The sequence below is a fragment of the Streptomyces sp. NPDC002144 genome (assembly GCF_053593695.1).
Genome location: NZ_JBSFDB010000008.1, coordinates 76808 through 100410, shown reverse-complemented (window position 1 = coordinate 100410; position 23603 = coordinate 76808). Strand labels below are relative to the sequence as shown.

The following is a 23603-nucleotide window of genomic DNA, read 5'->3' as shown; positions in this document are numbered from 1 at the left end:
CCGAGCGGGGCGGGATCGCCAGAGCTGAGCCGATCCCGCCCGTTCACGGCGTCAGCGGATGGCAGAGCACGAGCAAGGTCTCTTTCTTCAGTGGGGAACCCCGCCGGGCGGGGCCCGTGTGGTACGCGCGGCAGGGGATGGACACGATGAGGCGGACAGACATGGCAGCGACGGCACGCAGACGGATACGCCGCAGAATCGCGCTGGCGGTTTCGACCGTCCTGGTCGGCACGCTGCTGCAGGCGACAGCCACCGCTGGCGCCGAGGCGAGCAACCTGGCGAAGGTACCGGCATCCGAGAAGCCGCTGTCCGGACATGGCGTCACGGCGTTGCCTCGCAAGACCGACGGCGAGCCGCGGGTGCCTGGGAAGGAGCCCAAGCACACTTGGGCAAAGGCCGGTTCGGCCACGGTGACGCTCACGTCACACACCAGGTCAGCCGCCGCTGGTCACCTGCCCATCTCGCTGACCAATAGCCCACGGGTCCGTGGCAGGTCGTCCACGACCACGAGCAAGAAGCCCTCCCCCACCCCTTGGTCGGGCAGGGCGACCGTCAGGGTCTTGGACGCGAAGACCACGAAGCGGGCCGGCGTCAACGGATTGCTGTTCAGCGTCCAGCCCGACAAGGGTGCCGTGGGCAACACGGTCGGCGTCACCCTCGACTACTCGTCCTTTGCCCAGGCATATGGCGGCGCCTACGCGGCCCGCCTGAAAATGGTTCGCCTGCCGGTCTGCGTGCTGACCAGCCCCGGCAACCGGAAGTGCTCCACTGCTACACCGGTCACCACCGACAACGACACCACGACACACACGCTCACCGCCCCCGCCCTGTCCGTAGCCAGCTCCACCAGCGCCACAGCGACGCCGATGGTCCTCGCGGCGACCACGGGTACCTCCAGTGACCAGGGTGACTACAAGGCCACCCAGCTCTCGGCCTCCTCCGCGTGGCAGACCAACCTGAACACCGGTGACTTTTCGTGGTCGTACGACATGCCTGTGCCCGATGTCCCAGGCTCGTTCACGCCGCAGGTGGGCCTGTCGTACTCGTCCGGAAACCTCGACGGCCGGACGTCCAACACCAACAACCAGGGATCCTGGGCAGGTGACGGGTTCGATCTGTGGCCCGGCTTCATCGAGCGCAGCTACAAGTCGTGCGCCGACGACGGAGTGAAGAACGCCGACGGCACCAAGCCAGGCGACCTGTGCTGGGCGTACGACAACGCGACGCTGTCGTTCAGCGGACACTCCGGCGAGCTGATCGCGACCGGCAAGAACACCTTCAGGATCAAGGGCGACGACGGCACCAAGGTCGATCGCGTCTACGGCGCGGACACCAAGGACGTCCGGTCCAACGGCACCCACAACGACGAGTACTGGCGGGTCACCACTACGGACGGCACGCAGTACTTCTTCGGCTACAACCGGCTTCCAGACTGGGCGTCCGGCAAGCCGGAAACGAACTCGGCCTGGACCACCCCGGTCTTCGGCAACGACGACACCGAGCCCTGCCACGCATCCACGTTCGCCGCCTCCTGGTGCCAGCAGGGCTGGCGCTGGAACCTGGACTACGCGGTCGACACCCATGGCAACGCGATCACCTACTACTACAACAAGGAAACCAACTACTACGCCCGGAACATGAAATCGGCTGACAAGACGGTCTATGACCGTGGCGGCTACCTCGATCACATCGAGTACGGGCTGCAGTCATCCGCCGTGTACTCGGCCAAGCCGCTGGCACGGGTGGACTTCGCCTCGGCCGAACGCTGCCTGCCCGAAACGGGGGTGTCCTGCGACGCCTCGACGATCGACGACAAGAAGTTCTACTGGTACGACACACCCTGGGACCTGAACTGCAAGTCCGGCTCCGACTGCTACAACGCCAGCCCGTCCTTCTTCAGCCGCAAGCGGCTGACCGAGGTGACCACCAAGGCCCTGCAATCCGACGGCACCTACAAGGCGGTCGACGACTGGGCGCTCAACCACCGCTGGGGCAAGTCGGACATCGACTACCAGCTGCTGCTGGACTCGATCCAGCACACCGGGAAGTCCAGCACCCCCGAGATCACCCTCCCGAAGGTCACCTTCGCCTACGACCAGCGCACCAATCGCCTCAAAGTCGCCGGCGACGACACGTCCCCGTTCATCAAGGAACGCCTGTCGGGGATTTCCGACGAGACCGGCGGCCAGGTGTCGGTGCAGTACTCCACGGCGGCCTGTGATGCCTCCAGCCTGCCGAAACCGGAGACGAACACCACCCGGTGCTTCCCCGCGTACTACACCAAGGAAGGCGACACCGATCCGACCCTGCAGTGGTTCAACAAATACGTCGTCGACTCGGTCACCCAGACCGACCGCACCAAAACCTCTCCGGACATGGTCACCCGCTACAACTATCTGGACGGGGCGGCCTGGCATTACGACGATGATGACGGCCTGACCAAGGAGAAGTACAAGACCTGGTCCACGTGGCGCGGCTACGCCCATGTGCGGGTGCAGACCGGCGGCCAGGACCCGGTCGGCATGAAGTCGCAGAGCGACCACTACTTCCTGCGTGGCATGGACGGCGACAAGGCGGCCCCGTCCGGCGGCACCAAGTCGGTCACCGTCCCCGACGACAACGGTGGCACCATCACCGACCACGACTCCGCGTCCGGCTTCGAGTACAAGACCGAGGAGTACAGCGGCCCCGGGGGGAAGGTCCTGGAGAAGACCGTCAGCACTCCGTGGCATCACCAGACCGCCGTGCGTCTCCGTTTCTGGGGCAGCACAACCGCCAACCTGACCGGTACCGCCTCCACCCGCACCTGGACCTCCCTGGACAACGGAGCGGGCAGCAAGTGGCGCACCACATACCAGACCAACACCTTCGACGACACCGCCGGACGCGTCACCCAGACCGACGACTTCGGAGACGAGTCGACCTCGGCGGACAACCAGTGCACGCGAACGTCCTACGTCGACAACACCAGTGACTGGATCCTGGCCTTGCCCTCCCGGGTGGAGACCGTCGCGGTCAAATGTGCGGACACCCCGGACCGGTCCAAGGACGTCATCGTCGACATTCGCACGGCCTACGACGGACAGACCTACGGCGCCGCGCCAGTGAAGGGCGACGGCACGCGTACGGCGACGCTCAAGGCGCACGACGGGACGACGGCCACCTACACCGAAGCGGGCGCGACCTACGACAGCTACGGCCGTCAGGTTTCTACGACGGACATCACCGGCACGGTCACCGCTAAAGAGACGACCGCTCCAGTGCGGGCCGACCGTACCGGCGGGCTCACCACCACGACGGCCTACACCCCGACGACCGGTTTCCCCACCAGTTCCACCGTCACCGTCACGCCGGCTTCCGTGACGGGAAACACCGCCACCGCGCAGACCACCACGACGACGTACGACAAGGTCCGGGGCCTTCCCGTCACCGTGGTGGACACCAATAACAAGCGCACCGACACCACCTACGACGCGCTCGGCCGCAAGCTGAAGGTCTGGCTCCCCAACCGCTCCCAGGCGAACAACGACACCCCGAACGACGAGTTCTCCTACACCATCACCGACGGCAAGCCGGTCGCGGTCGGCACGACCACCCTCTACGGGACCGGGCGCAAAACCTCGTACACCCTCTACGACGGCTTCCTGCAGCCCCGACAGGTCCAAGCCCCAGGGCCGAACGGCGGCCGGCTCATCAGCGACGTCTTCTACGACGAACGCGGCCTGGCCGCCAAGACCTTCGCCCCGTACTACAACACCAGCGCCCCTTCCGCTGATCTGCTGACCCTGGACGATGCGCTCGCCGTGGAGACGCAGACCTGGAACACCTTTGACGGCCTGGGCCGCACCGTCAAGTCGCAGCAGATAGCGGGCAACGGTGACGGCGGGTCCGTACTGTCGACCACCGTCACGGCTTACGGCGGTGACCGCGTCACAGTGACCCCGCCCAAGGGCGCCACCCCCACCACGACCATCACGGACGCCCGGGGCAACACCACCGACCTGCTGCAATACCACGCCGCCACCCCGACCGGCGCGTACGACCAGACCCACTACGAGTACAACCCCGCGGGCAAGCTGACCAAACTCACCGATCCGGCCGGCAGCACCTGGACGTACCAGTACGACCAGCGTGGCAACCAGAAACAGGCGACCGACCCGGACAAGGGCACCACCAACTCCGAATACGACGACCGCAACCAGCTGGTCTCCACCACCGACAACCGCGGCAAGAAGATCACACACATCTACGACGGCCTCGGGCGCGAGACCGAAACCCATGACGGCGACGCCTCCGGCCCCCTGCTGACCAAGCACGTCTGGGACCCCAGCGGCTTCAAGGGCCAGCTCTCCTCCGCCACTCGCTACGTCGGCGGAGCGAGCGGCTCTGCCTACACCACCACCTACAGCATGTACGACACCCTCTACCGGCCCAACCGCACCACCGTCACCATCCCCTCCGTCACGGGGGAGGAGAAGCTCGCCGGCTCGTACCAGTCGAACATCAAGTACAACGTCGACGGAACCGTTCAGTCCTCGAGCTACCCCGCAGCCGGAAGCCTCGCCTCCGAAGTCATCACACCCACGTATGACGACGTGCTGCGCCCCAAAGCCCTCTCCGGCACCGGTGGTCTCACGTACGTCACCGACACGGTGTACAGCTACACCGGCAAGCCGCTGCAGTACACGTACCAGGCAGCCGGAGCGAAGAAGGCCCAGGTCACCAACAGTTACCAGTGGGGCACCCAGCGCCTGGCCAACTCCAACGTCACCCGCGAGAACGTTGCAGGCACAGACAAGTCGGCCACCTACGGCTACGACGAGGCAGGCAACATCACCTCCCTCGCGGACGTCTCCCGGGACGGCACCGACAACCAGTGCTTCATCTACGACTACCTCGGCCGACTCAATGAGGCCTGGGCCCAGAACACCACCACCTGCGCGGCAACACCATCCGCCTCCGTGCTTGGCGGACCGGCCCCGTACTGGCAGTCCTACTCCTACGACCTCAGCGGCAACCGGCTCACGGAAACCCAGCACGATGTCACTGGCGCTTCGGCCAAGGACATCAAGCGCACCTACAACTACCCGCCCCCAAGCGGCAAACAGCCCCATACCCTGACCAAGGTCGATACCACAGGTCCCAACGGTGTCGCCCAGGACACCTACACCTATGACGACGCCGGCAACGCACAGACGCGCACCATCAGCGGCGACAAGCAGACCTTCACCTGGGACGCAGAAGGCCACCTCACGCAGGCGACCAAACCCGACGGCAGCGGCGGCACCAAGACCACCTCCTACGTTTACGACGCCGACGGCAACCGCCTGATCACCCGCACCGACACGGACACCACGCTCTACCTCGGCAGCACACAGATCACCCTGGCCAAGGGCGCCACCACACCGAAGGCGACCCGCTACTACGACCTCGGCGGCGGCAACCAGGCCATCCGCACCGACGACAACAACCTCTCCTTCCTCATCGGCGACCACCACGGCACATCCGAACTCGCCATCAACTCAACCGACCTGACCCTGCAACAGCGCCGCTCCACCCCCTTCGGCGCAGCCCGGGGTAAAGCACCGACAAGCTGGCCGGGCGACAAGGGCTTCGTCGGCGGCACCCAGGACGCCGGCACAGGCCTGACCCACCTGGGCGCCCGCGACTACGACCCGTCCACCGGACGCTTCCTGTCCGCCGACCCTGTGCTGGACGCTTCGGATCCGCAGCAGATCAACGGCTACAGCTACAGCGACAACAGTCCGGTCACCCGTTCCGACCCCACGGGGCTCGAAAGCTGCGGCCCAAGCAATCCAGGGTGCTCGCAGGACAACATCGACAGCATCAACCACACCGGTAGGTACCGCACCGCCAAGGGACACAACAACTCCACGAGGTCCAGCGACAACACCAAGTCCCGCGTGAACACCGCCAAGGACGGCCAGCCGATCGTCCAGGGGATCAGACTCCCCACGAGGAAAGAACTCGTGGCCCGCTACGCCGTTCTCGACCCGCGCCGCACCACCTACAGCCAGTACCTTGCGCGTTTCGCCACGGACCTGTGCTACATCAGGGACGACAAGAACGGCGGCTTCTGCGACACCGCGAAACGGGCAGGCCTCCTGCCCGGCCCCCAGAACGACCCCTGGGGCGTCAAGGCCACCATCCACTGCATCACCGGACGCGGCGACTGCGGCGAGGCGATCGTCTCAGACGTGATCACCGTCGCAACGATGGCCTGGGGATCCGTCGGCAAGGGGCTCCTGGCCCGCGGGGCATCGCCAGCGGTCGCGGCGGAGGCCGAAGAAGGCGCCGTTGCGACGATGCTGCGAGAGGCATGCAGCTTCACCCCGTCCACGCCCGTCCTGCTGAAAGATGGCAAGACGAAACCGATAGGCAAGCTGAAGCCCGGCGACAAGGTCGTGGCGGCCGACCCCCAGACCGGCAAACGCAGGGGAGCGCGGACCGTCACGGCCCGCATCGTCCACCTCGACAACGACCTCGTCGATGTCACGATCCACGGGAGCGACGGCCACACCGCCACCCTCCACACGACCTCCAACCACCCCTTCTGGGACGGCACATCCCACGCCTGGGTACCCGCCGGCGCCCTCCAGCCCGGCCACACACTCAACACCTCGACCGACCACCACGCTCAGATCGTCGGCGTCGAGACCCGACCCGGCCAGGGTGACATGTACAACCTGACCGTCGAGCAACTGCATACGTACTATGTACTTGCAGGCAATACGCCGGTTCTTGTGCATAACAGCAATGGCTGCCCGGAAGTATCCATTTACAAGGCGCCTGGTACTGGAATGACGGATAGGTTGCTGAAGGATGGCTTCCACGAGAGTGACTTCCCGGGATCTGGAAATGGGTATCCGGATGGACGGGCGTACTTTGGGCTGGCGGACGAAGGGAAGACTATTGCGCTCGATTACGCCAGCCGTGGAGGCTATGACGGCGGTATCGTCGAAATTAGAATCCCGAAAGCTGATTTTGAACAGCACTTCAGTCAGTACGTGGGCTCGCATAATGGCGTTCCTGGCGTGGAGGTTGCCATTCCGAACACCGTGTTCGATCGACTCAACCAGTACCCGCGAAGTTTGGTAGGACAGTGACAAACGGGCAGCTCAGCGAATACGAGCAACATCTCATCGGCGAGATGGTCGATGGTGAGATTGAGGCGGTATTTCGCTGGGGAATCATCGTGGACCTGGGACTATCTCGCGTTGGGCTCATTGACGCCCTGTACATCGACGCTGGGGATAATTACCAGGTTGGCGATCGAGTCAGCGGCTATCTGGACTGCTTTGACGAGCAGAAGGACAAATTCATCTTGAGACCACCTAGTCAAATCCCGCTCGCTGAGCGGCTGAGGCGGGCAAAGGGTTAATAGTTGAAATTCGTCAAACAAGTCCGCGCAGTCTCCTGAGAAGGATGCCTGGCGACTTCCTGGGGGAGTCCAGAGGCCCCACCGGATTTTGTTTCCGGTGGGGCCTCTGGGGCGTCTGACGGCAGTAGTTGACGGCAACGTCAGCGGACGGGTGCTGCGCAAAGCGGGGGAGCGTCACCGTCATCGGGCTCGGCAGTGCTGTTGGCGGCGTGGCGGAGGGCGGTGCTGAGGATGTCGATGGCGTCGCGCTGGAGCCGGAGTCGGACGTGGGCGTAGACGGTGGCGGTGACGCCGATGTGCGCGTGGCCGAGGAGTTCCCTGATGACGACGAGTTCGACGCCCCGTTCCAGGAGGAGGGTGGCCGCCGAGTGTCGAAGATCATGGAACCGGATGCGGCGGAGCCTGGCACGGCGGAGCAGGGTGTTGAAGTGCCGGGTGAGGCTGGCTGCCTCGATCGGGGCTCCATCGGGTCGGGTGAAGACGTAGCCGCTGTCCTTCCAGCCCGCGCCCGCCGCGTCGCGTTCCTGACGCTGGCGGTTGCGGTGCTGTTGGAGGGAGTGCTGGCACCGCCGGGGCTGTAACCCGAGCCCTGGTAGGCCCAGTGGCCGACGACGAGCGTGGTGGCCGGGTCGTAATCAGGCAGGCCGGTGTGCGCGCGGGCCTGTTCGGTGCGCCAGGCACGGCGGGCGTCGCGCAGTGCCCCGAGGGTGGTGGAGTAGCGGCGGGATTTGGTGGAGAAGTGGCCCCGGAAGCCGAGCATGTGCGCCCACTTCCAGAGCTTCAGGTTGGCGAACTCCGGGCGCTTTCCCAGCTCCCAGCATGTGCGGATCATCTGCCGGAGATGGCGGGCGACGGCGAGCCGGGGCAGGGGCCGGGCCTGTCCGGTGCCACCGCACGCGGTGCAGGGGAGCGGGGTCCCTTGGCGTAGGAGGGTTGCGCCGCGTCCTTGGGGGCGGCAGAACAGGGCGCGGTCGAGGATGCCGGAGGCGTCGGCGGACTTGGTGGCGTACTTGGCCACATTGGCGGCGACCGCCTGATCAGTTAGCTCCGTGTCGGTGCCGAAGGCGGCGATCTCGCGCACGTCGAGCTGTTCGCCCCAAACGAGTTCGCGTTCCCCGACCGCGCTCGACTCGACCGTGACGCGGACCCTGAGGCGGCGGCCCTGATGGCGTCCGCGAGTACGGCGACGGTGGCGTACGAAGGTGGGGGCTGGGTGCTACCGTCCGGGCCGTCGAGCCGGATCACCGCGCGGAAGTGGACCAGGCCCCGCTTCTGGTACTCGGCGACCTTTGCGAAGGACACGCGCAGGACCGAGCGGGCGGCCTTCTGCGTCATGCCGAGCCGGGCGGCGAGTTCCCGGCGCAGGTAGGTGGTGAAGCGGGCCCACAAGGCTCCGGCGTGGGCGTTGAACAGGACCGCGCCCGCGTAGTCGTACATCGCGGGGTTCAGTGGCGTGCCGAGTAGGGCGTCCGTGGGTTCGTGGAGTTTGCGGCAGCGGCAGGGCCGGATGTCGCCGCCGGGGGTGGTGGGGCGGCTGTGGACGGGGCCGAAGGAGGGGGCGGTGAGGGTGGATCGGGCGAGGATCTTCCACATTCTTTCGTTAATTCGTCGGTTGCTCATTTCGTCGAGACGTCATGGCGTTGGTACTGGACGTTCAAAGAGGTCAAGGCCCTACGGTTCGACATCGAGCAGTACGACCTGCTCGATGATTTCCTTGAATTCGCCGTCAGGCTCGATCCGAGAGTAGGGTCGGCAGAACAATCCCTCTGGCGAGGCTTCATCCAGTCGTGGTAGGCGGAGACGAAGGCTCCCGTCGGACCTCACTCCGCCCCCCGGGTCTGCAGGCCGTCGATCATCAGGGCGATCGTGAAGTCGAAGCGGTCGTGGACCGTGCCGGCCGTGAGGTCGGTGGCGTGGCGCTTGGTGTGGGGGAAGGTGTCGGGGAGCGCGGCGAAGCGGCGCAGGAGTTCGTCGCGGCTGACCACCCAGCCGTCGTCGCCGCGGCCGAGCCGGCTGCCGGCCAGGGAGACCTCGAGGCTGTAGGCGTTGACGTAGAGCATCAGGGAGTCGATCGCCCATGCCGCGGTCCTCGGGGCGATGCCCCCGGCGAGCAGGATGGCGAGCATTCCCTCGCTGAGGCGGAGCGTGTCCAGGTTGGACGGGGCGGCGGCGAAGGCCGCCCGGGAGATGCCCGGGTAGCGGAGATACTGGTCGCGCAGTCGGGCGCAGACGCTCGTGATCTGCTGCCGCCAGGTGGCGGGGTCCGGCTCGGGCAGCTCGATCTCGGCGCACAGCCGGCCGATGAGCAGCTCGTCCAGGTCCTCCTTGTTGACCACGTGGGCGTAGAGCGAGGACGGTCCGGTCTCCAGCGCGCTCGCCACGCGCCGCATCGTCAGGGCTTCGTAGCCCTCCCTCTCCACGATGCCGAACGCGGTGCTGACGATGGCGTCGACCGTGATCGGCTTCTTGCGTCCGCCGGACGGCCCCCGTCGGCCCGCGGGCGCCCCGGACCCCGTGCCGAGCTGGTGCCGTGCTGCGCGCCGTTCCTGCGGAGTCGGTGACATACCGGCAGCCTAACGCATCGACGAACAGTGTTCTGCATCACTAAGAACAGCGTTCGTATTGTTCAGAACGCCGATCGTGAGTAGAACAGTGTTCGTGTCCATCAATCAGCGCGAATCCCTCGCGCCCCCCGTCAGTACCCTGCCGCTGCGCACCGCGTGGCTCGTCCTCGTCGTCGTGGTTCTGGCCGACATCATGGATCTCGTCGACTCCAGCGTCGCCAACCTCGCCGGCCCCTCCATCCGCGCCGATCTCGGCGGCGGTCAGGTCACGGTCCAGTGGGTGCTCAGCGCCTACACCGCGGCCTTCGCCCTGGGCCTGGTCACCTCCGGGCGGCTCGGCGACCTGCTCGGGCGCCGACGGCTGTTCCTGCTCGGCATGACCGGCTTCACCCTGACCTCACTGGCCTGCGGTCTCGCCCCCGACCCCGTCTTCCTCATCGTCGCCCGCACCCTGCAGGGCCTGTGCGGGTCGGTCATGATCCCGCAGGGGCTCGCCCTGGTGAAGATCGTGTTCCCGCCCCAGCACCTGCGCAAGGCCCTGACGCCGGTCGGCCCGCTGATGGGACTGACCATGGTGGGCGGGCCCATCCTGGCCGGCTGGCTGCTCCACCTGGACCCGTTCGGCAGCGGCTGGCGGTCGATCTTCCTGATCAACGTCCCGTTCGGAGTCGTCGCCCTCGCCCTCGGGCTGCGCGTACTGCCCCGGCGCGGCGGCGAGGACCCGACCGCCCGTCTCGACCTCACCGGTGTCGGCCTGCTCACCGCGGCCTCGGCCCTGCTGATCGTCCCGCTCATCCAGGGGCGCGAACTGGGCTGGCCCGTCTGGACGTACGTCATGATGGCCGCCGCCGTCGGTCTGCTCGCCCTCTTCGTCGTCTCCCAGCGGCGCAGCCGGCACCCCGTCATCACGCCGTCGCTGTTCCGCAAACGCAGTTTCGTCGTCGGCCTGGTGATCGTGGCCGGGTTCTACGCCTCCCTCAGCGCCTTCGTCCTCGTCATCAACCTGCTGCTCCAGCAAGGCATGCACTGGGCGCCCCTGCGCACCGGCCTCACCCTGATCCCCTGGGCCCTCGGCACCGCCGTCGCCGTCCTGCTCGCGGGCGCCGTGCTCGCCGAGAAGCTCGGGCGCGCCACCCTGCACCTCGGACTGTCCGTCGCCGTCGTCGGTCTGCTGTCCCTGTGGTGGTCCGTCGCCCACTGGGGCACCGGCATCACCGTCTGGAAGCTGGCGCCCGCGCTGCTGCTCACCGGTCTCGGCTCGGGCCTGGTGTTCGTACCGCTGGTCGACTTCATCATCGGCGACGCCACCGCCGAGGAGGTCGGCACCGGGGCGGGCCTGCTCAACGCGGTGCAGCAGTTCGCCGGCGCGATCGGCGTAGCCGCCCTCGGCACTGTGTTCTTCGCCCGGGTCGGACACCCGTCCGCCGACTCCTACCTCGCAGCCGCGGAACTCGTCTTCGGCATCGCGGCCGGACTCAACCTCCTCACCCTGCTCCTGGTCGGCCTCCTCCCCAGGCACGCCCAGCAGGCACACGGCTGAACGGGGACCCGCCGACCGCGGTGAGTGGCCGTCGTACACCCCCCTGCCTCCGCTGTGACGGCAAACGTGACGGCAAACGGGTGAGCCCGCCCGTACGACGGATCAAGACTTGGCATACGAAACGGCGTACTCAGGAAGTCCTTACCGTGAACGGCTAGCATCGCGGCCGACGTTGCCGACGGCGGATGGGGTGAGCGCAATGGGGGACAGGGACGCGCCGAGGATCGCCGTCGCCGTGGTGACGATGGGCAACCGCCCCGACGAGATGGACGCCCTGCTGGAGTCCGTCGCCAAGCAGGATCTCGCCCCCACCAGGATCGTGATCGTCGGCAACGGCTGCCCGCTGCCCGACTACGCGGCCCGGCTGGCCCTGCCCGGCGAGGTCACCCTGCTCGAGGTCGACGAGAACCTCGGCTGCCCGGGCGGCCGCAACGTGGCGCTCGCCCAGCTGCGGGAGTTCGGGGACGTGGACATCGTGGTCGAACTGGACGACGACGGCCTCCTCGTCGACGCCGACGTGCTCAGCCGCGTCGCCCGCCACTTCGCCGCCGACCCCCGGCTCGGCATCGTCGGCTTCCGCATTGCGGACGAGCACGGCGAGACGCAGCGCCGGCACGTGCCCAGGCTCGGCGCGGCCGACCCGCTGCGCGGCGGTCACGTCACCGGGTTCCTCGGGGGCGGGCACGCCTTCCGTACCTCGATGCTGGACCAGATCGGTGACTGGCCCGCGGCGTTCTTCTTCGCCCACGAGGAGATCGACATGGCGTGGCGGGCGGTCGACGCGGGCTGGCGCATCCTCTACGCGCCCGAACTCCTGCTCCAGCACCCGAAGACCTCACCGGCCCGGCACGCGATCTACTACCGCGTGAACGCCCGCAACCGCGTCTGGCTGGTCCGCCGCCGTCTCCCCCTGCCGCTCATCCCGCTCCACCTCGGCGTCTGGATGGCGGTGACGGTTCTGCGCAACCGCTCCCGGCCCGCCGCGCTGCGCGCCTGGTTCGGCGGTTTCGCGGAAGGCCTGCGGGAACCGGCGGGCGAACGCCGCCCGATGCGCTGGAGGACGGTGTGGCGCCTTACGCGCCTGGGGCGCCCGCCGGTCGTTTGAGCGCCGGACGCGCCTTAGGCGCTTGGGGTGTCCGCGGGTCCTTTGAGCGCCGCACGCGCTTACGCGCCTGGGCCGTCCGCCGGTCGTCTGAGCGCCGCACGCGCCTCACGCGCCTGGGGCGTCCGCCGGTCGTCCGAGCTGCGGCTCGCTCCCGGTCGAGGACGCGAACGGGGACGAGGACCCCGGTCGCTCACCTCCGCCGACCGGGACCCTCCCACGTCCCCCGGATCCGGCCGCGGCGGCGTCACTCCCCCGAGTATCGCGTCTTAACGCGCGCACCCCCGGGCCGGCTCCGATGATGTGATCACATCAGGTCGCGCCAACAGATCGCTAACATGTGGCCAACGGTCCTCCGCGCCACCGTCCGCCACCTGGCGTGAAGTCGCCGCAGGGCGGCCGCGATCGGGCCGAACGGCAGCGGATCCCGGAGGGAACCGGTCAAGGAAAGGGTGGCGGGAAACCGCCGTGCGGAGGGCGGAATTCCGCCAAGAACGGTGGGTAGTGGGTGGCCATGGGGGAGTGGCGCGACCTGAGGTTCGGACTGCTCGGCTCGCCGGTTCTGTACGAGGCGCGGGGCGAGGCGTCCGCCGAGATGCTGTCGGTCGGCAGTCCCAAGCTCCGTGCCCTGCTGGCCGCGCTGCTGCTGGAGGCCGGCCGGGTCGTCTCCGTCGAGTCACTCAAGGACGCGCTGTGGGGCGGAGCTCCGCCCGCCTCCGCACAGGCCTCGCTGCACAACCACGTGGCCCGCCTGCGCCGCCTGCTCGACGACCCCGAGCGGCTGCGGTCGGTGCCACCCGGATACGTACTCCGGGTCGAGCAGGGTGAGTTGGACGTCCATGTCTTCGAACGGCACTTCGCCACGGCACGGGGCGCGCATGCCGCCCGCAACTGGGAGCGGGTCGTGCGCGAGTGCGCGGCCGCGCTGTCCCTGTGGCGCGGCACCCCGCTGAGCGGGCTCCCCGCCGAACTCGGTGGCTACTCCTTCACCCAACGGCTCCAGGAATCCCGTCTCCTGCTCCTGGAATGGCGTTACGACGCCGAACTCGCCGTCCCCGACGCCCGCCCGGACACCCTGGTCCCCGAACTGACGGCCCTGACCACGGCCCACCCCCTCCGCGAGTCCTTCCACCGCCAACTGATGCTGGCCCTGCACCACATGGGCCGCCAAGCGGAGGCCCTGGAAGTCCACCGCGCCCTGCGCACGCGCCTGAGAAACGACATCGGCGTGGAACCGGGCCAGGCGGTGAGACAGGCCCACGTACGCATCCTGCGAGCCACCCAGATAGCCGCGGCCACGGACAGCGACCACGCGTCCGCACAGATCCCCGCCGAGGATGCTGATGCCGCCTCCGCTGCGGGCTCACCCACACGGGCCGTCACCGGCAACACCTCCACCCCGCACGTGTCCGCACCCACCGCCACCCAAGTCACCCGGACTCCGCCCCTGTCCGCATCCGCCGCCCCTGAAGCCGCGCCCACCTCCCACCCACCCGCACCCGCCGACCTCGAGTCCGCCCCGCAGGGGCCACCCGCACTCGACGACGAAAGCGTCACGGGTGGTGCGGGTGGGCACACGGACCCCGCCCCCAACCCACCCGCACCGGCCCAACTCCCCCCGCCCCCCGCCCACTTCACCGGCCGCGCCCCCGAAATCCGAACCCTCCTCGACTCCGACGCCCAACTCCCCCCACTGACCGTCATCACCGGCATGCCCGGCATAGGCAAAACCGCCCTCGCCCTCCATGTCGCCCACGCCCTGAAAAACCGTTTCCCTGACGGCCAGCTCTACATCAACCTGCACGGCGCCACCCCCGGCATGACCCCCCTCACCCCCACCCAGTCCCTCACCGCCCTCCTCCGGGACCTCGGCACAGCTCCCCGGGACATCCCCGAACACCCCGACGCCGCTTCCGCACTCCTGCGCACCCTGCTCGCCCCCACCCGCACCCTCCTGCTCCTCGACGACGCGGCGACCGCGGCCCAGGTACGCCCCCTCCTCCCCGCCGGCCCGGGCTGCGCGGTCATCGTCACCAGCCGCTCCCCCCTCACCACCCTGGACGGCGCCACCCGCCACCCCCTCACTCCCCTGAGCACGGAGGAAAGCGCCGCCCTCCTCCGCGCCGTCTCCGGCCGCGACACCCTCGACGCCACCCACCCCCTGGTGGAACTCACGGGCCGCCTGCCCCTGGCCCTGCGCATCGTCGCCGCCCGCCTGGCCGCCCGCCGCGCCCTGACCCCCGACACCCTGGCGGGCCAACTCACCGCCACGGGAAGCAGGTTGTCCCATCTGGAGTACGACGACCTCAGCGTCCGCCGCTCCCTCTCCGTCGCCCACGACTCCCTCGCCGCCTCCGACCGCGAGGCGGACCGCGACGCCGCCCTGCTCCTGCGCGGTGTCGGCGTCCTGGACCTGCCCACCTACGGCGCCCCGATCCTCGCCCGGCTGTCCGGCATCGACGATCACCGGGCCGAGGCCGCCCTGGACCGCCTGGTCGACGTCGCCCTCCTCGAGGAGACGACGTACGGCCGCTACGCCCCCCACGACCTGGTCCGCGACTTCGCCCGCGAACTCTCCTCCGGCGCCCCGCTGGAGGACCCCGCCGACTTCGCGCTGCGTTGGTACGCCGCCGTGGCGGAACGCGCCCTCACCGCCATCGTCCCCGCGGGCCCGGACCAGGACGACCGCCGCCGGCCGACGGACACCCAGCCCGCGGACCACGCCCCCTACGTCGCCACCCTCCCCGTCTTCGAGTCCTCCGGACAGGCCTTCGCCTGGGCCGACACGGAGCTGGAGAACGTCGTGACGCTGGTACGGCGCCACGCCGAGGACCCCGACCCGCGCCGGGCCGCATACGTCTCCACCCTCGTCCGCCTTCTCTTCCCCTACGTCCACCGCAGCGGCCGCGTCGCCGAGATGGAGGTGCTCGGCCGGGCGGCCCTCGGGGTGGCCCGCCGACTCGGCGACACCGCGGCGGAGGCCCACGCGCTGGGCGACCTGGCGGGCCTGCACTTCCTGACGGGCCGCCAGCAGCGGGCCCTCGCCCTCACGGACCAGGCGCTCGCCCTCTGGCGCCGGCTGAACCGGCCCTCCTGGATCCGCCGTTGCCTCAACAACCGCGGTCTGCTCCTCGAAGGCCTCGGCCGCTACGAGGAGTCCGGCAGCGCCCTGCGCCAGAGCCTGCGGTACTCACGGCAGTTGAACGACCCGCACGGCGAGGCCGTCACCCACAGCCACCTCGGCAACCTCTACGAGCACACCGACCCCCGCGCCGCCATCGAGCAGCACCGGCGCTCGCTCGCCATCGGCGACGAGATCGGTGCCGTGATCGTGCGCCACTCCGCCCACTGCAACATCGGCTACGCCCACCTCACGCTCGGCGAACCGGCCGCCGCCCTGCCGCACTTCGAGGAGAGCCTGCGCATCCTCGGGGGTCACGGCGACTGGCACGGCGAGTCCCAGGCCCGCCTCGGCCTGGTCCGCGCCCTGCGCCTGCTCGGCCGCACCGAGCGGGCCGCCGAGGAGTGCGAGCGGCTCCTGCGCCACGCCGACTCCCGCGCCGACCGCTACACCGGAGGTCTCGCCCGCCACCAACGCGGTCTGCTTCTCAGCGCGTCGGGCCACGACGACGAGGCCCGCGACCAGTGGCGGGCCGCCCTCGACGCCCTGGAGGGAACGGACGAGAAGGCGACCGTGGCCGAACTCGGTGAGCTGCTGGCCGGCCAGAGCTGATCACTTCGCGTCGGCATAGCACTCCACCACCGCCGTCGTGAACGGAAACCGCACCGGTGTCTCGCCGAACGTCAGCCGCCCCGCCAGCGCGGACGCCTCCCGGATCGCGTCGACCACCACCCGCGACTCCTCCTCGGGACAGTGCACGATCACCTCGTCGTGCTGGAAGAAGACCAGCTCGGCCGCCATGCCCGCGCAGAACTGGCGCAACGCGGCCAGTAACAGCAGCGCCCAGTCCGCCGCGCTGCCCTGGACGACGAAGTTGCGGGTGAACCGGCCGCGCGCCCGCGCGTTGCTGGAGGCGTAACCCGGCACCCACTCGGACCCGCCGCCGGACTCGGCCGGTTCGTCCTGCGGGATGCCCGCCTCCTCCGCGCCCTCGCCCGCCCCGACGGCCGGCGGACAGGTCCGCCCCAGCCAGGTGCGCACCAGCCGCCCCTCCTCGCCCGCGCGTGCCGCTTCGTCGACGTAGGCCACCGCCTTGGGGAAGCGGCGTCTGAGCGCGGCGAGGTTCTTCAGTCCGTCGCCGGAGGTCTGCCCGTACACCGCTCCGAGCACGGCGAGCTTGGCCTGTGCCCGGTCGCCGGAGAAGGCCCGGTCGGACACCGACTGGTAGAGGTCGCTCTCCCGCCCGGCCACCTCCATCAGCCCGGGGTCGCGCGAGATGGCCGCCAGCACCCGCGGCTCCATCTGGTCGGCGTCGGCCACGACCAGCCGCCAGCCCGGGTCGGCGACGACGGCCCGCCGGATCACCTTGGGGATCTGCAACGCCCCGCCACCGTTGGTCACCCATCGGCCGGTGACCGTCCCGCCCGCCTGGAACTCCGGCCGGAACCGCCCCTCCCGCACCCAGTCCTGCAGCCAGGACCAGCCGTGGGCGACCCAGATCCGGTAGAGCTTCTTGTACTCGACGAGGGGCTTCACCGCCGGATGGTCGACGGACTCGATCTCCCACCGCCGGGTGGAGCGCACCTTGATCCCGGCCTGCGCGAAGGCCCTGACGACGTCGGCGGGCAGATCGGGGCGGACGCGGCGCCCGAAGGCGGCGGACACCTCGTCGGCCAGTTCCGCCAGGCGCCGGGGCTCGCCCCCGCCCGCGTAGCGCTCGCCGAGCAGTTCGTGCAGCACCTGCCGGTGCACCTCGGCGCTCCAGGGCAGTCCGGCGTGGTTCATCTCGGTGGCGATCAGCATGCCCGCCGACTCGGCCGCGGTGAGCAGCCGCATCCGCTCCGGGTGTGCGGTGGCCTCGTGCCGGCGCTGCTGCTCGGCGTACACCGCGGCCAGGTCGGCGAGCGGCACCTGGACGGCCCGGGGTTCGAACAGCGAGGACTGGGAGCCCGGTTCGGCGGACCGGTGGGGCGGGTCGGGGGGTACGGGGCTGCCGCGCAGCCGGGCCAGGGCGGCCGCCGCCGAGCGTGGCTCGCCGTGCCGCCCCTCGTGGCCCAGCAGCAGGGTCTCGGCGTCCTCGACGTCGTAGCACCGCTCGACTCGCACCCCCGCGGCGAGCAGGCGCGGATACACCTCGGCCGTGGACGGCCACACCCAGCGCGCGACCTCCGGCCGCCCCCGCACGGCCGCCGCCAGGTCCGGCTCGCGCCGCACGGGTCCGGCGAGCAGCCCGTCCGGACCGAGGGGGGCGATCTCCACGCCACCGTCCTCGGCCGGAGCGAGCGCCCAGCGGTCGGTCATGGTTGCGAGTGTGGCAGGAGGGTCTGACAACGGCCTCAGCCCGCGGTGGGCGGGGCCTGCAGATATCCCTCCAGCAGCTTCGCCAGCTCGGTCTCCGCCGTCTCCTTGCGGATCCCGAGACCGGACAGCACCCCCGTGCCGTGCTCGAACTCCAGCAGGGCGAGCAGGATGTGCTCGGTGCCGATGTAGTTGTGGCCCAGGCGCAGGGCCTCGCGGAAGGTGAGCTCCAGGACCTTCTTCGCGTCCGAGGAGTACGGCACGAGTTCCGGGCCCTGCTCGGCGGCGGGCGGCAGCGTGGCCCGCGCGGCCTCCCGCACCGCGTCCAGGGAGACGCCCTGCGCGGTGATCGCCTTGGCGGCCAGCCCGTCCGGTTCGGCGAGCAGGCCGAGCACCAGGTGGGCGGGCACGACCTCGGTGTGGGGCGCGGCCTTGGCCTCGTTGTGCGAGGCCATCACGACGTTGCGGGCACGCGGCGTGTAGCGGCCGAAGCCCTGGTTCGGGTCGAGGTCGGTGGACTCCTTCGGCACGAACCGCTTCTGCGCGGCCTGCCGGGTGACGCCCATGCTCTGGCCGATGTCGGTCCAGGACGCGCCCGAGCGGCGGGCCTGGTCCACGAAGTGGCCGATCAGGTGGTCGGCCACCTCGCCGAGGTGGTCGGCGGCGATGACCGCGTCCTGGAGCTGGTCCAGGGGCTCGGAGTGCACCTTCTTGATCGCCGCGATGAGGTCGTCGAGACGTACGGATGACGTGGTCGGATTGGTCGACATGTGTCAACCCTAGGTTGACAGTCGAAGGGTGTCAACCACCGGTTGACAGTTACCGGGAACTCCATCGATGTCAGTGCCCCGTGTCACGATCGAGGGGTGAGTACAGCCGGCACCGTCGACCGTGCCTTCCGGGCCGCCCTCTACGCCGAGTCGGACACCGCCCTCGACACCGGCGCCTCCCTGCTGGCCGCCGACCCCGCCGCGGACGGGGAACTGGCCCGCCGGGGCCGGGAGTTCGTGGCCTCGTCCTGGCAGCGCGGCTGGCAGCCCGCCGACGTCGTAAGGATCGTGCGGCGCGAGCTGGAGGACGCGCACGTGCGGCTGGTGTCGGCGCTGATCCGCGCGCAGTCGCCGGACGACCGCCCCCGCGGCCCCCGCTGGAGGGCCCAGGTGGAGGAGCTCACCGAGGAGCCGCCCGCCGGCACCGACCGCTTCACGCACGCGACCACCGCCCTGGAGCTGTACCGGCTGCTGCTGCGCCTGCCGTCCCTGGAACCGCTCGACGAGCACGAGCCCGCCCGCACGCCGGCCGCCCGCCCCGAGTCCCGCATGCTGGCGCGCATCCGCGCGCTGCTGGCCAAGGCGGAGGCGACCGGGTTCCCGGAGGAGGCGGAAGCCCTCACCGCCAAGGCGCAGGAACTCACCGCCCGCCACAGCATCGACGAGGCGCTCCTCGCGGCCGGGACGCCCACGGGAGACACCCCCGGCGCCTGGCGGATCGGGGTCGAGCCGCCGTACGAACAGGCGAAGGCGGTCCTGCTGGACGCGGTGGCGGCCGCCAACCACTGCCGTGCCGTGTGGAACGAACCCTTCGGCTTCTCCACGGTCGTCGGTTTCGCCGCCGACCTGGAGGTGGTCGAACTGCTCTACACCTCGCTCCTCGTGCAGGCCACGCACGCGATGACGAAGGCCGAGGCGGCCCAGCGCGCCGGCGGCCGCAGACGCACCAAGACCTTCCGCCAGTCCTTCCTCGCGGCCTACGCCCACCGCATAGGCACCCGTCTCGGGAAAGCCGCCGAGATCCAGGTCACCGACGACCTGCTGCCGGTACTGGCCTCCCGCGAGGTCGCCGTCACGACCGAGACGGACCGTATGTTCCCGAGGACGACCACGAGCCGACTGCGTCGGGTGACCGACGCGGCGGGCTGGAGCGAGGGTGCCGAGGCCGCCGACCGGGCCCAGGTGGGGGCCCGGCCGCGGCTGCCGTGAGCCGGCGGCCCGTCAGTCGCCGGCCTGTGTGAGAGGCGTCACCGACGCTTCCGGAGCATCACCCTTGAGGACGACATCGCCGTAGGACCAGGCGAAACTGTGGGCGGTGGTGGAACCGGGCAGGGTGAACTTCGCGGTCTTCACCGCGAGGCTCTGCTTGCCGCCCGCCTCACCGCGCGTGTACGTGATCGTGAACGAGGCCGTCGCGTCCTTGGCCAGCGTCAGCTTGGCCGGCTTCGCGCTCTTGTCGGCGGGGACCGTCTTCGAGGCGTCACCGGCGACGAGGTCGACGCCCGGGAAGCCGTTGAGCGTGCAGCTCGTGCCGCGGTTGGTGACCGTGACGGTGACGTCGCCGGTGTCCCCGGCCGACGGCGCCGCGCTGGCGGCGACCGAGACGCCGACCGTGCACCCGGCTTCGGTCTTGTTCTTGTCGCTGTCGTCACCGCCGCCGTTGCTGTCGCAGGCGGTCAGGAGCAGGGCCGAGGCGAGGGCCGCGACGGCGAGCGGGGTGGTGCGCATGTGGTTCCTCTGGTGATCAGGGGCGTGACGCCGCCGAACCTACTGCCCCGCACCGGCCGTCGGCAGCCCGGACGGCAGCTTGCCACCCTCCGCCTTGGTGTACGTCTCCTTGCCGAGCGCCCCCGACCAGGTGATCTTCAGCGCGCTCCCGGAGACCGAGTCGACCATCCCGGTGGCCCGCTTCTTGTCGCCGTTCGTGCAGGTCAGATGGATCATCTGCATGCCCGCTTCCTTGCCCGCGGTCCCGCTGCACACGCTGCCGCCGGTGGAGAAGAGCGCGGCCTGCTTGCCGGTGATCACCATCGCCACCGCCTTGCCGTCGGTGGTGGCGAGCCAGCTGCCCTGCAGACCGCCGGACGCGGTGGTCGACGTACCGCTGGAGCCGCCCGTGCCCGCGCCGGAGGAGGAGGCGGCCGACGAGGGACTCGCCGACGAGTCGTCCTCGGAGCCACCACCGCCGCTGCACGCGCTCAGCGCGAGCACGCCCACGAGCCCCGCGGCGGCCGCGGCGATCCGCACCGGCCTACGCGGCGCCGTACGAGAGGGACGCGGGAAGGTCGCCGTAGTCACTGGTAGCTCCCAAGCTCTAGCGGACCGTGCCGGCCGGCCGGCCGACCGGCCGCAGCAAGCTACCAGCCGCACCCGTCGATGCCATGGGGAGCGCCTGTGAGACTTCGTGGCAGGACTTGCGTACCCCCTGCTGAACCACGCGAGCGCCGCATACGCTCCGCGCGACCGCCTGAACGGTGGAACAGGAACGGCTCCCAGTGCGTCTGTTCCTAGTGGACGGGGGATGTCCGCCGGGCTTCGGGGAAGACGCCGATCGACCCGGTAAAGGAGTCGTCAAAGCTGTAACCACAGGACCACCCCCCGTGCACGTGCATCTGCTCATGCATCTGCACGTGAACAGGGTTATGATCCGGGTCAGTTGATTACTGCATCACTGGCCCCAAGGCCACCGCAGCACCGGGGAGCGACCTGTGGACCACGACGTGTACAACGACGTGTACAACGGCATGGCGGCCACGGAGCTGGACGGGGTGGCCTGGCAGAAGAGCCGGCACAGCAACTCCCAGGGTTCCTGCGTGGAGTTCGCCCGGCTGCCCGGCGGTGACGTCGCCGTCCGCAACTCCCGCTTCCCCGACGGTCCGGCCCTGGTCTACACCCGCGCCGAGATAGAGGCGATGCTCCTGGGCGTCAAGGACGGGGAGTTCGACCACCTGGTCGCAGGCTGAGAACCGGGCCGCCGACCTGCGACCCGGCTGAGTGACGCGCGTAGAGAAAACGGCGTCACGCTGCGTCGGCAAAGCTCACTCGGCGGACGCCTGCTGCACCTGCGGCAGCCGGAACAGGGCCCACACGACCTTGCCGCTCAGCGTGCCGGCCAGCGGGTGCCAGCCCCAGCTGTCGGCGAAGGAGTCGACCAGGAACAGCCCCCGCCCGGACTCCGCGGAGAAGTCCTCGGTCTCCCGCTCCACGGGAGAGTCCTGGCTGGGATCGCGGACCGCGCACACCAGCCGCTCGGTCCACCGCATCAAGTGCAGTCGCACGAGCGGCACTTGCTCCGCCGAGCACACCGCGCCCGCGGGCAGGGCGTGCCGCAGGGCGTTGGTCACCAGTTCCGAGACGACCAGGCACACGTCGTCGAACCGCTCGCCGACGTCCCACTGGTCGAGGGTTCTCCGGGTGAACAGCCTTGCCTCGCGCACCGCTTCGTAGCGGGCGGGCAGAGCGCAGGAGGCGGCGTTGGACACGGCCGCGGGATCAAGCGGCGGAAGGCCCTGCCGTAACGGCTCGAGCATGGTCGATCCATTCGTCCCCATGCGAGGCACTCCCGGGAATTCGCGGTCGTTGCGATGCAGCGGATGCGCGAGACCATGGTTTCGGATGCGCGGTGCAGATGCAAGGTGCAGATGCACGTGCAGGTGACCGAATTGGACGTTCCCGTACCGCTTCTTGGTCATTTTTTCCGCCATCTTCTCTCCCGCTACTTGCCAACTCCTTCCTTCGACCTGTGCAGAATCTTTGACTTCTTTCCATCTCTGTAATCGGACGAGTACTGCTCGGAGTGTTTTAGTGGCAGACTTCGGCCCCTGAAGGCGGTTGGGGAGGCTGGCGAACGTGAGCGTGGGAGAGCCCGGATCGGTGGTGCGGCGCATGCTGCTCGGCTCGCAACTCAGGCGACTGCGCGAGGCGCGCGGAATCACGCGCGAGGCGGCGGGTTACTCGATCCGCGCCTCTGAGTCGAAGATCAGCCGGATGGAGCTGGGCCGGGTGAGCTTCAAGACACGGGACGTGGAAGACCTGTTGACGCTGTACGGCATCACCGACGAGGCGGAGCGCACCTCGCTGCTGTCCCTCGCGCGGGAGGCCAACGTGGCGGGCTGGTGGCACAGTTACTCGGACGTCCTGCCGAGCTGGTTCCCCACCTATGTCGGCCTGGAGGGCGCGGCCTCGCTGATCCGCGCGTACGAGGTGCAGTTCGTGCACGGGCTGCTGCAGACGCCGGAGTACGCGCGCGCGGTGGTCAAGCGCGGCATGAAGGGCGCGAGCGAGTCGGACATCGAGAAGCGGGTGGAGCTGCGCCTGGAGCGCCAGAAGTACCTCGTCTCGGAGAACGCCCCCGACTTCCACATCGTCCTGGACGAGGCCGCACTGCGCCGCCCGTACGGCGACCGGGAGGTGATGCGCGGTCAGCTCCAGCACCTGATCGACATCTCCGAGCAGCCGAACGTACGGCTGCAGATCATGCCGTTCAGCTTCGGCGGCCACGCCGGCGAGAGCGGGGCGTTCACCATCCTGTCCTTCACGGAGTCGGACCTCACCGACGTCGTCTACCTGGAGCAGCTGACCAGCGCCCTCTATCTGGACAAGGCCGAGGACGTCGCCCAGTACGAGAAGGCGCTGGGGGAGCTCCAGCGGGACAGCCCGGGGCCGGACGCGAGCCGTGACCTTCTGCGGGGTCTCCTGCAGCTTTCCTGAGGTTCTCCCCAGAAGTTCGCTCCGCGTCCCCAACTCATGCGGTGCGCACGTACGATGACGTGTGATCAGACCGTGGCGTTGATCGTGTGTCTGCTA

At 69.4% G+C, this 23603-nt stretch carries 16 protein-coding genes and 2 pseudogenes; 9 read left to right on the top strand and 9 right to left on the bottom strand.

Going from position 1 to position 23603, the window contains the following annotated elements; all coding sequences use genetic code 11:
- Positions 1 to 43 precede the first annotated feature (43 nt).
- A complete protein-coding gene (locus ACWCQ1_RS14500) occupies positions 44 to 421 on the bottom strand; it encodes a hypothetical protein (RefSeq protein WP_358610443.1) in 378 nt (125 codons plus the stop codon).
- A 139-nt stretch (positions 422 to 560) separates the two neighbouring features.
- Here ACWCQ1_RS14500 and ACWCQ1_RS14495 point away from each other — a divergent pair, with 139 nt between their 5' ends.
- A complete protein-coding gene (locus ACWCQ1_RS14495) occupies positions 561 to 7127 on the top strand; it encodes a polymorphic toxin-type HINT domain-containing protein (protein WP_451026603.1) in 6567 nt (2188 codons plus the stop codon).
- Positions 7124 to 7402 (top strand): hypothetical protein, encoded by a 279-nt coding sequence (locus ACWCQ1_RS14490; protein WP_451026602.1) that lies wholly within the window; start codon positions 7124 to 7126, stop codon positions 7400 to 7402. Before ACWCQ1_RS14495 ends, ACWCQ1_RS14490 begins: the two co-directional genes overlap by 4 nt.
- A gap of 140 nt (positions 7403 to 7542) precedes the next feature.
- On the opposite strand, the pseudogene ACWCQ1_RS14485 reads toward ACWCQ1_RS14490, so the two are convergent.
- Both ACWCQ1_RS14485 and ACWCQ1_RS14480 read right to left on the bottom strand, forming a co-directional pair.
- Positions 7543 to 7977: pseudogene (locus ACWCQ1_RS14485) on the bottom strand (tyrosine-type recombinase/integrase); the annotation flags it as partial.
- Positions 7965 to 8971 (bottom strand): annotated as a pseudogene (locus ACWCQ1_RS14480) (replication initiator); the annotation flags it as partial. The pseudogenes ACWCQ1_RS14485 and ACWCQ1_RS14480, both read right to left, overlap by 13 nt.
- Here ACWCQ1_RS14480 and ACWCQ1_RS14475 point away from each other — a divergent pair.
- A complete protein-coding gene (locus ACWCQ1_RS14475) occupies positions 8882 to 9196 on the top strand; it encodes an SUKH-4 family immunity protein (RefSeq protein WP_451026601.1) in 315 nt (104 codons plus the stop codon). The pseudogene ACWCQ1_RS14480 and the gene ACWCQ1_RS14475 overlap by 90 nt on opposite strands.
- 26 nt (positions 9197 to 9222) lie before the next feature.
- Here the strand turns inward: ACWCQ1_RS14475 and ACWCQ1_RS14470 are convergent, their stop codons facing one another.
- Positions 9223 to 9966, bottom strand: a complete 744-nt coding sequence (locus tag ACWCQ1_RS14470; RefSeq protein ID WP_451026600.1) for a TetR/AcrR family transcriptional regulator — start codon at positions 9964 to 9966, stop codon at positions 9223 to 9225.
- A 94-nt stretch (positions 9967 to 10060) separates the two neighbouring features.
- Between ACWCQ1_RS14470 and ACWCQ1_RS14465 the strand changes: the two genes are divergently transcribed.
- From ACWCQ1_RS14465 to ACWCQ1_RS14455, 3 genes are all read left to right on the top strand, one after another.
- The gene (locus tag ACWCQ1_RS14465) at positions 10061 to 11506 is read left to right on the top strand and encodes a DHA2 family efflux MFS transporter permease subunit (protein ID WP_451026599.1); all 1446 of its coding nucleotides are present in this window, start codon (positions 10061 to 10063) and stop codon (positions 11504 to 11506) included.
- A 199-nt stretch (positions 11507 to 11705) separates the two neighbouring features.
- On the top strand, positions 11706 to 12611 hold the full coding sequence (locus ACWCQ1_RS14460) for a glycosyltransferase family 2 protein (protein ID WP_358602292.1): 906 nt from the start codon (positions 11706 to 11708) through the stop codon (positions 12609 to 12611).
- A gap of 511 nt (positions 12612 to 13122) precedes the next feature.
- A complete protein-coding gene (locus ACWCQ1_RS14455) occupies positions 13123 to 16341 on the top strand; it encodes a BTAD domain-containing putative transcriptional regulator (RefSeq protein ID WP_358602433.1) in 3219 nt (1072 codons plus the stop codon).
- Here the strand turns inward: ACWCQ1_RS14455 and ACWCQ1_RS14450 are convergent, their stop codons facing one another.
- Both ACWCQ1_RS14450 and ACWCQ1_RS14445 read right to left on the bottom strand, forming a co-directional pair.
- A complete protein-coding gene (locus ACWCQ1_RS14450; RefSeq protein ID WP_451026598.1) occupies positions 16342 to 18030 on the bottom strand; it encodes a bifunctional 3'-5' exonuclease/DNA polymerase in 1689 nt (562 codons plus the stop codon).
- Positions 18031 to 18065: 35 nt separating this feature from the next.
- The gene (locus ACWCQ1_RS14445; protein ID WP_358602298.1) at positions 18066 to 18797 is read right to left on the bottom strand and encodes a Clp protease N-terminal domain-containing protein; all 732 of its coding nucleotides are present in this window, start codon (positions 18795 to 18797) and stop codon (positions 18066 to 18068) included.
- 96 nt (positions 18798 to 18893) lie between these two features.
- Here ACWCQ1_RS14445 and ACWCQ1_RS14440 point away from each other — a divergent pair, with 96 nt between their 5' ends.
- A complete protein-coding gene (locus ACWCQ1_RS14440) occupies positions 18894 to 20006 on the top strand; it encodes a DUF2786 domain-containing protein (protein WP_451026597.1) in 1113 nt (370 codons plus the stop codon).
- 12 nt (positions 20007 to 20018) lie between these two features.
- Here ACWCQ1_RS14440 and ACWCQ1_RS14435 read toward each other — a convergent pair whose 3' ends face one another.
- Positions 20019 to 20525 (bottom strand): DUF4232 domain-containing protein, encoded by a 507-nt coding sequence (locus tag ACWCQ1_RS14435; RefSeq protein WP_451026596.1) that lies wholly within the window; start codon positions 20523 to 20525, stop codon positions 20019 to 20021.
- 39 nt (positions 20526 to 20564) lie between these two features.
- Positions 20565 to 21095 carry a hypothetical protein gene (locus tag ACWCQ1_RS14430; RefSeq protein WP_358602305.1) on the bottom strand — a complete coding sequence of 177 codons (531 nt, stop codon included), beginning with the start codon at positions 21093 to 21095 and terminating at the stop codon, positions 20565 to 20567.
- A gap of 410 nt (positions 21096 to 21505) precedes the next feature.
- Between ACWCQ1_RS14430 and ACWCQ1_RS14425 the strand changes: the two genes are divergently transcribed.
- Entirely contained in the window at positions 21506 to 21760 is a 255-nt protein-coding gene (locus ACWCQ1_RS14425) for a DUF397 domain-containing protein (protein ID WP_133044265.1), read from the top strand.
- 75 nt (positions 21761 to 21835) lie between these two features.
- Here the strand turns inward: ACWCQ1_RS14425 and ACWCQ1_RS14420 are convergent, their stop codons facing one another.
- Entirely contained in the window at positions 21836 to 22348 is a 513-nt protein-coding gene (locus ACWCQ1_RS14420; RefSeq protein WP_451026595.1) for an ATP-binding protein, read from the bottom strand.
- A 334-nt stretch (positions 22349 to 22682) separates the two neighbouring features.
- Here ACWCQ1_RS14420 and ACWCQ1_RS14415 point away from each other — a divergent pair, with 334 nt between their 5' ends.
- Positions 22683 to 23507: a helix-turn-helix domain-containing protein gene (locus ACWCQ1_RS14415; protein WP_133044375.1), complete on the top strand. Its 825-nt coding sequence runs from the start codon at positions 22683 to 22685 to the stop codon at positions 23505 to 23507.
- Positions 23508 to 23603 lie beyond the last annotated feature (96 nt).

What these genes read in the sequence shown, in the direction of transcription:
- ACWCQ1_RS14435 (WP_451026596.1), bottom strand. Translation starts at nt 20,525, where the DNA reads ATGCGCACCACCCCGCTCGCCGTCGCGGCCCTCGCCTCGGCCCTGCTC.
- ACWCQ1_RS14445 (WP_358602298.1), bottom strand. Translation starts at nt 18,797, where the DNA reads ATGTCGACCAATCCGACCACGTCATCCGTACGTCTCGACGACCTCATC.
- ACWCQ1_RS14460 (WP_358602292.1), top strand. Translation starts at nt 11,706, where the DNA reads ATGGGGGACAGGGACGCGCCGAGGATCGCCGTCGCCGTGGTGACGATG.
- ACWCQ1_RS14450 (WP_451026598.1), bottom strand. Translation starts at nt 18,030, where the DNA reads ATGACCGACCGCTGGGCGCTCGCTCCGGCCGAGGACGGTGGCGTGGAG.
- ACWCQ1_RS14415 (WP_133044375.1), top strand. Translation starts at nt 22,683, where the DNA reads ATGCTGCTCGGCTCGCAACTCAGGCGACTGCGCGAGGCGCGCGGAATC.
- ACWCQ1_RS14420 (WP_451026595.1), bottom strand. Translation starts at nt 22,348, where the DNA reads ATGGGGACGAATGGATCGACCATGCTCGAGCCGTTACGGCAGGGCCTT.
- ACWCQ1_RS14470 (WP_451026600.1), bottom strand. Translation starts at nt 9,966, where the DNA reads ATGTCACCGACTCCGCAGGAACGGCGCGCAGCACGGCACCAGCTCGGC.
- ACWCQ1_RS14455 (WP_358602433.1), top strand. Translation starts at nt 13,123, where the DNA reads ATGGGGGAGTGGCGCGACCTGAGGTTCGGACTGCTCGGCTCGCCGGTT.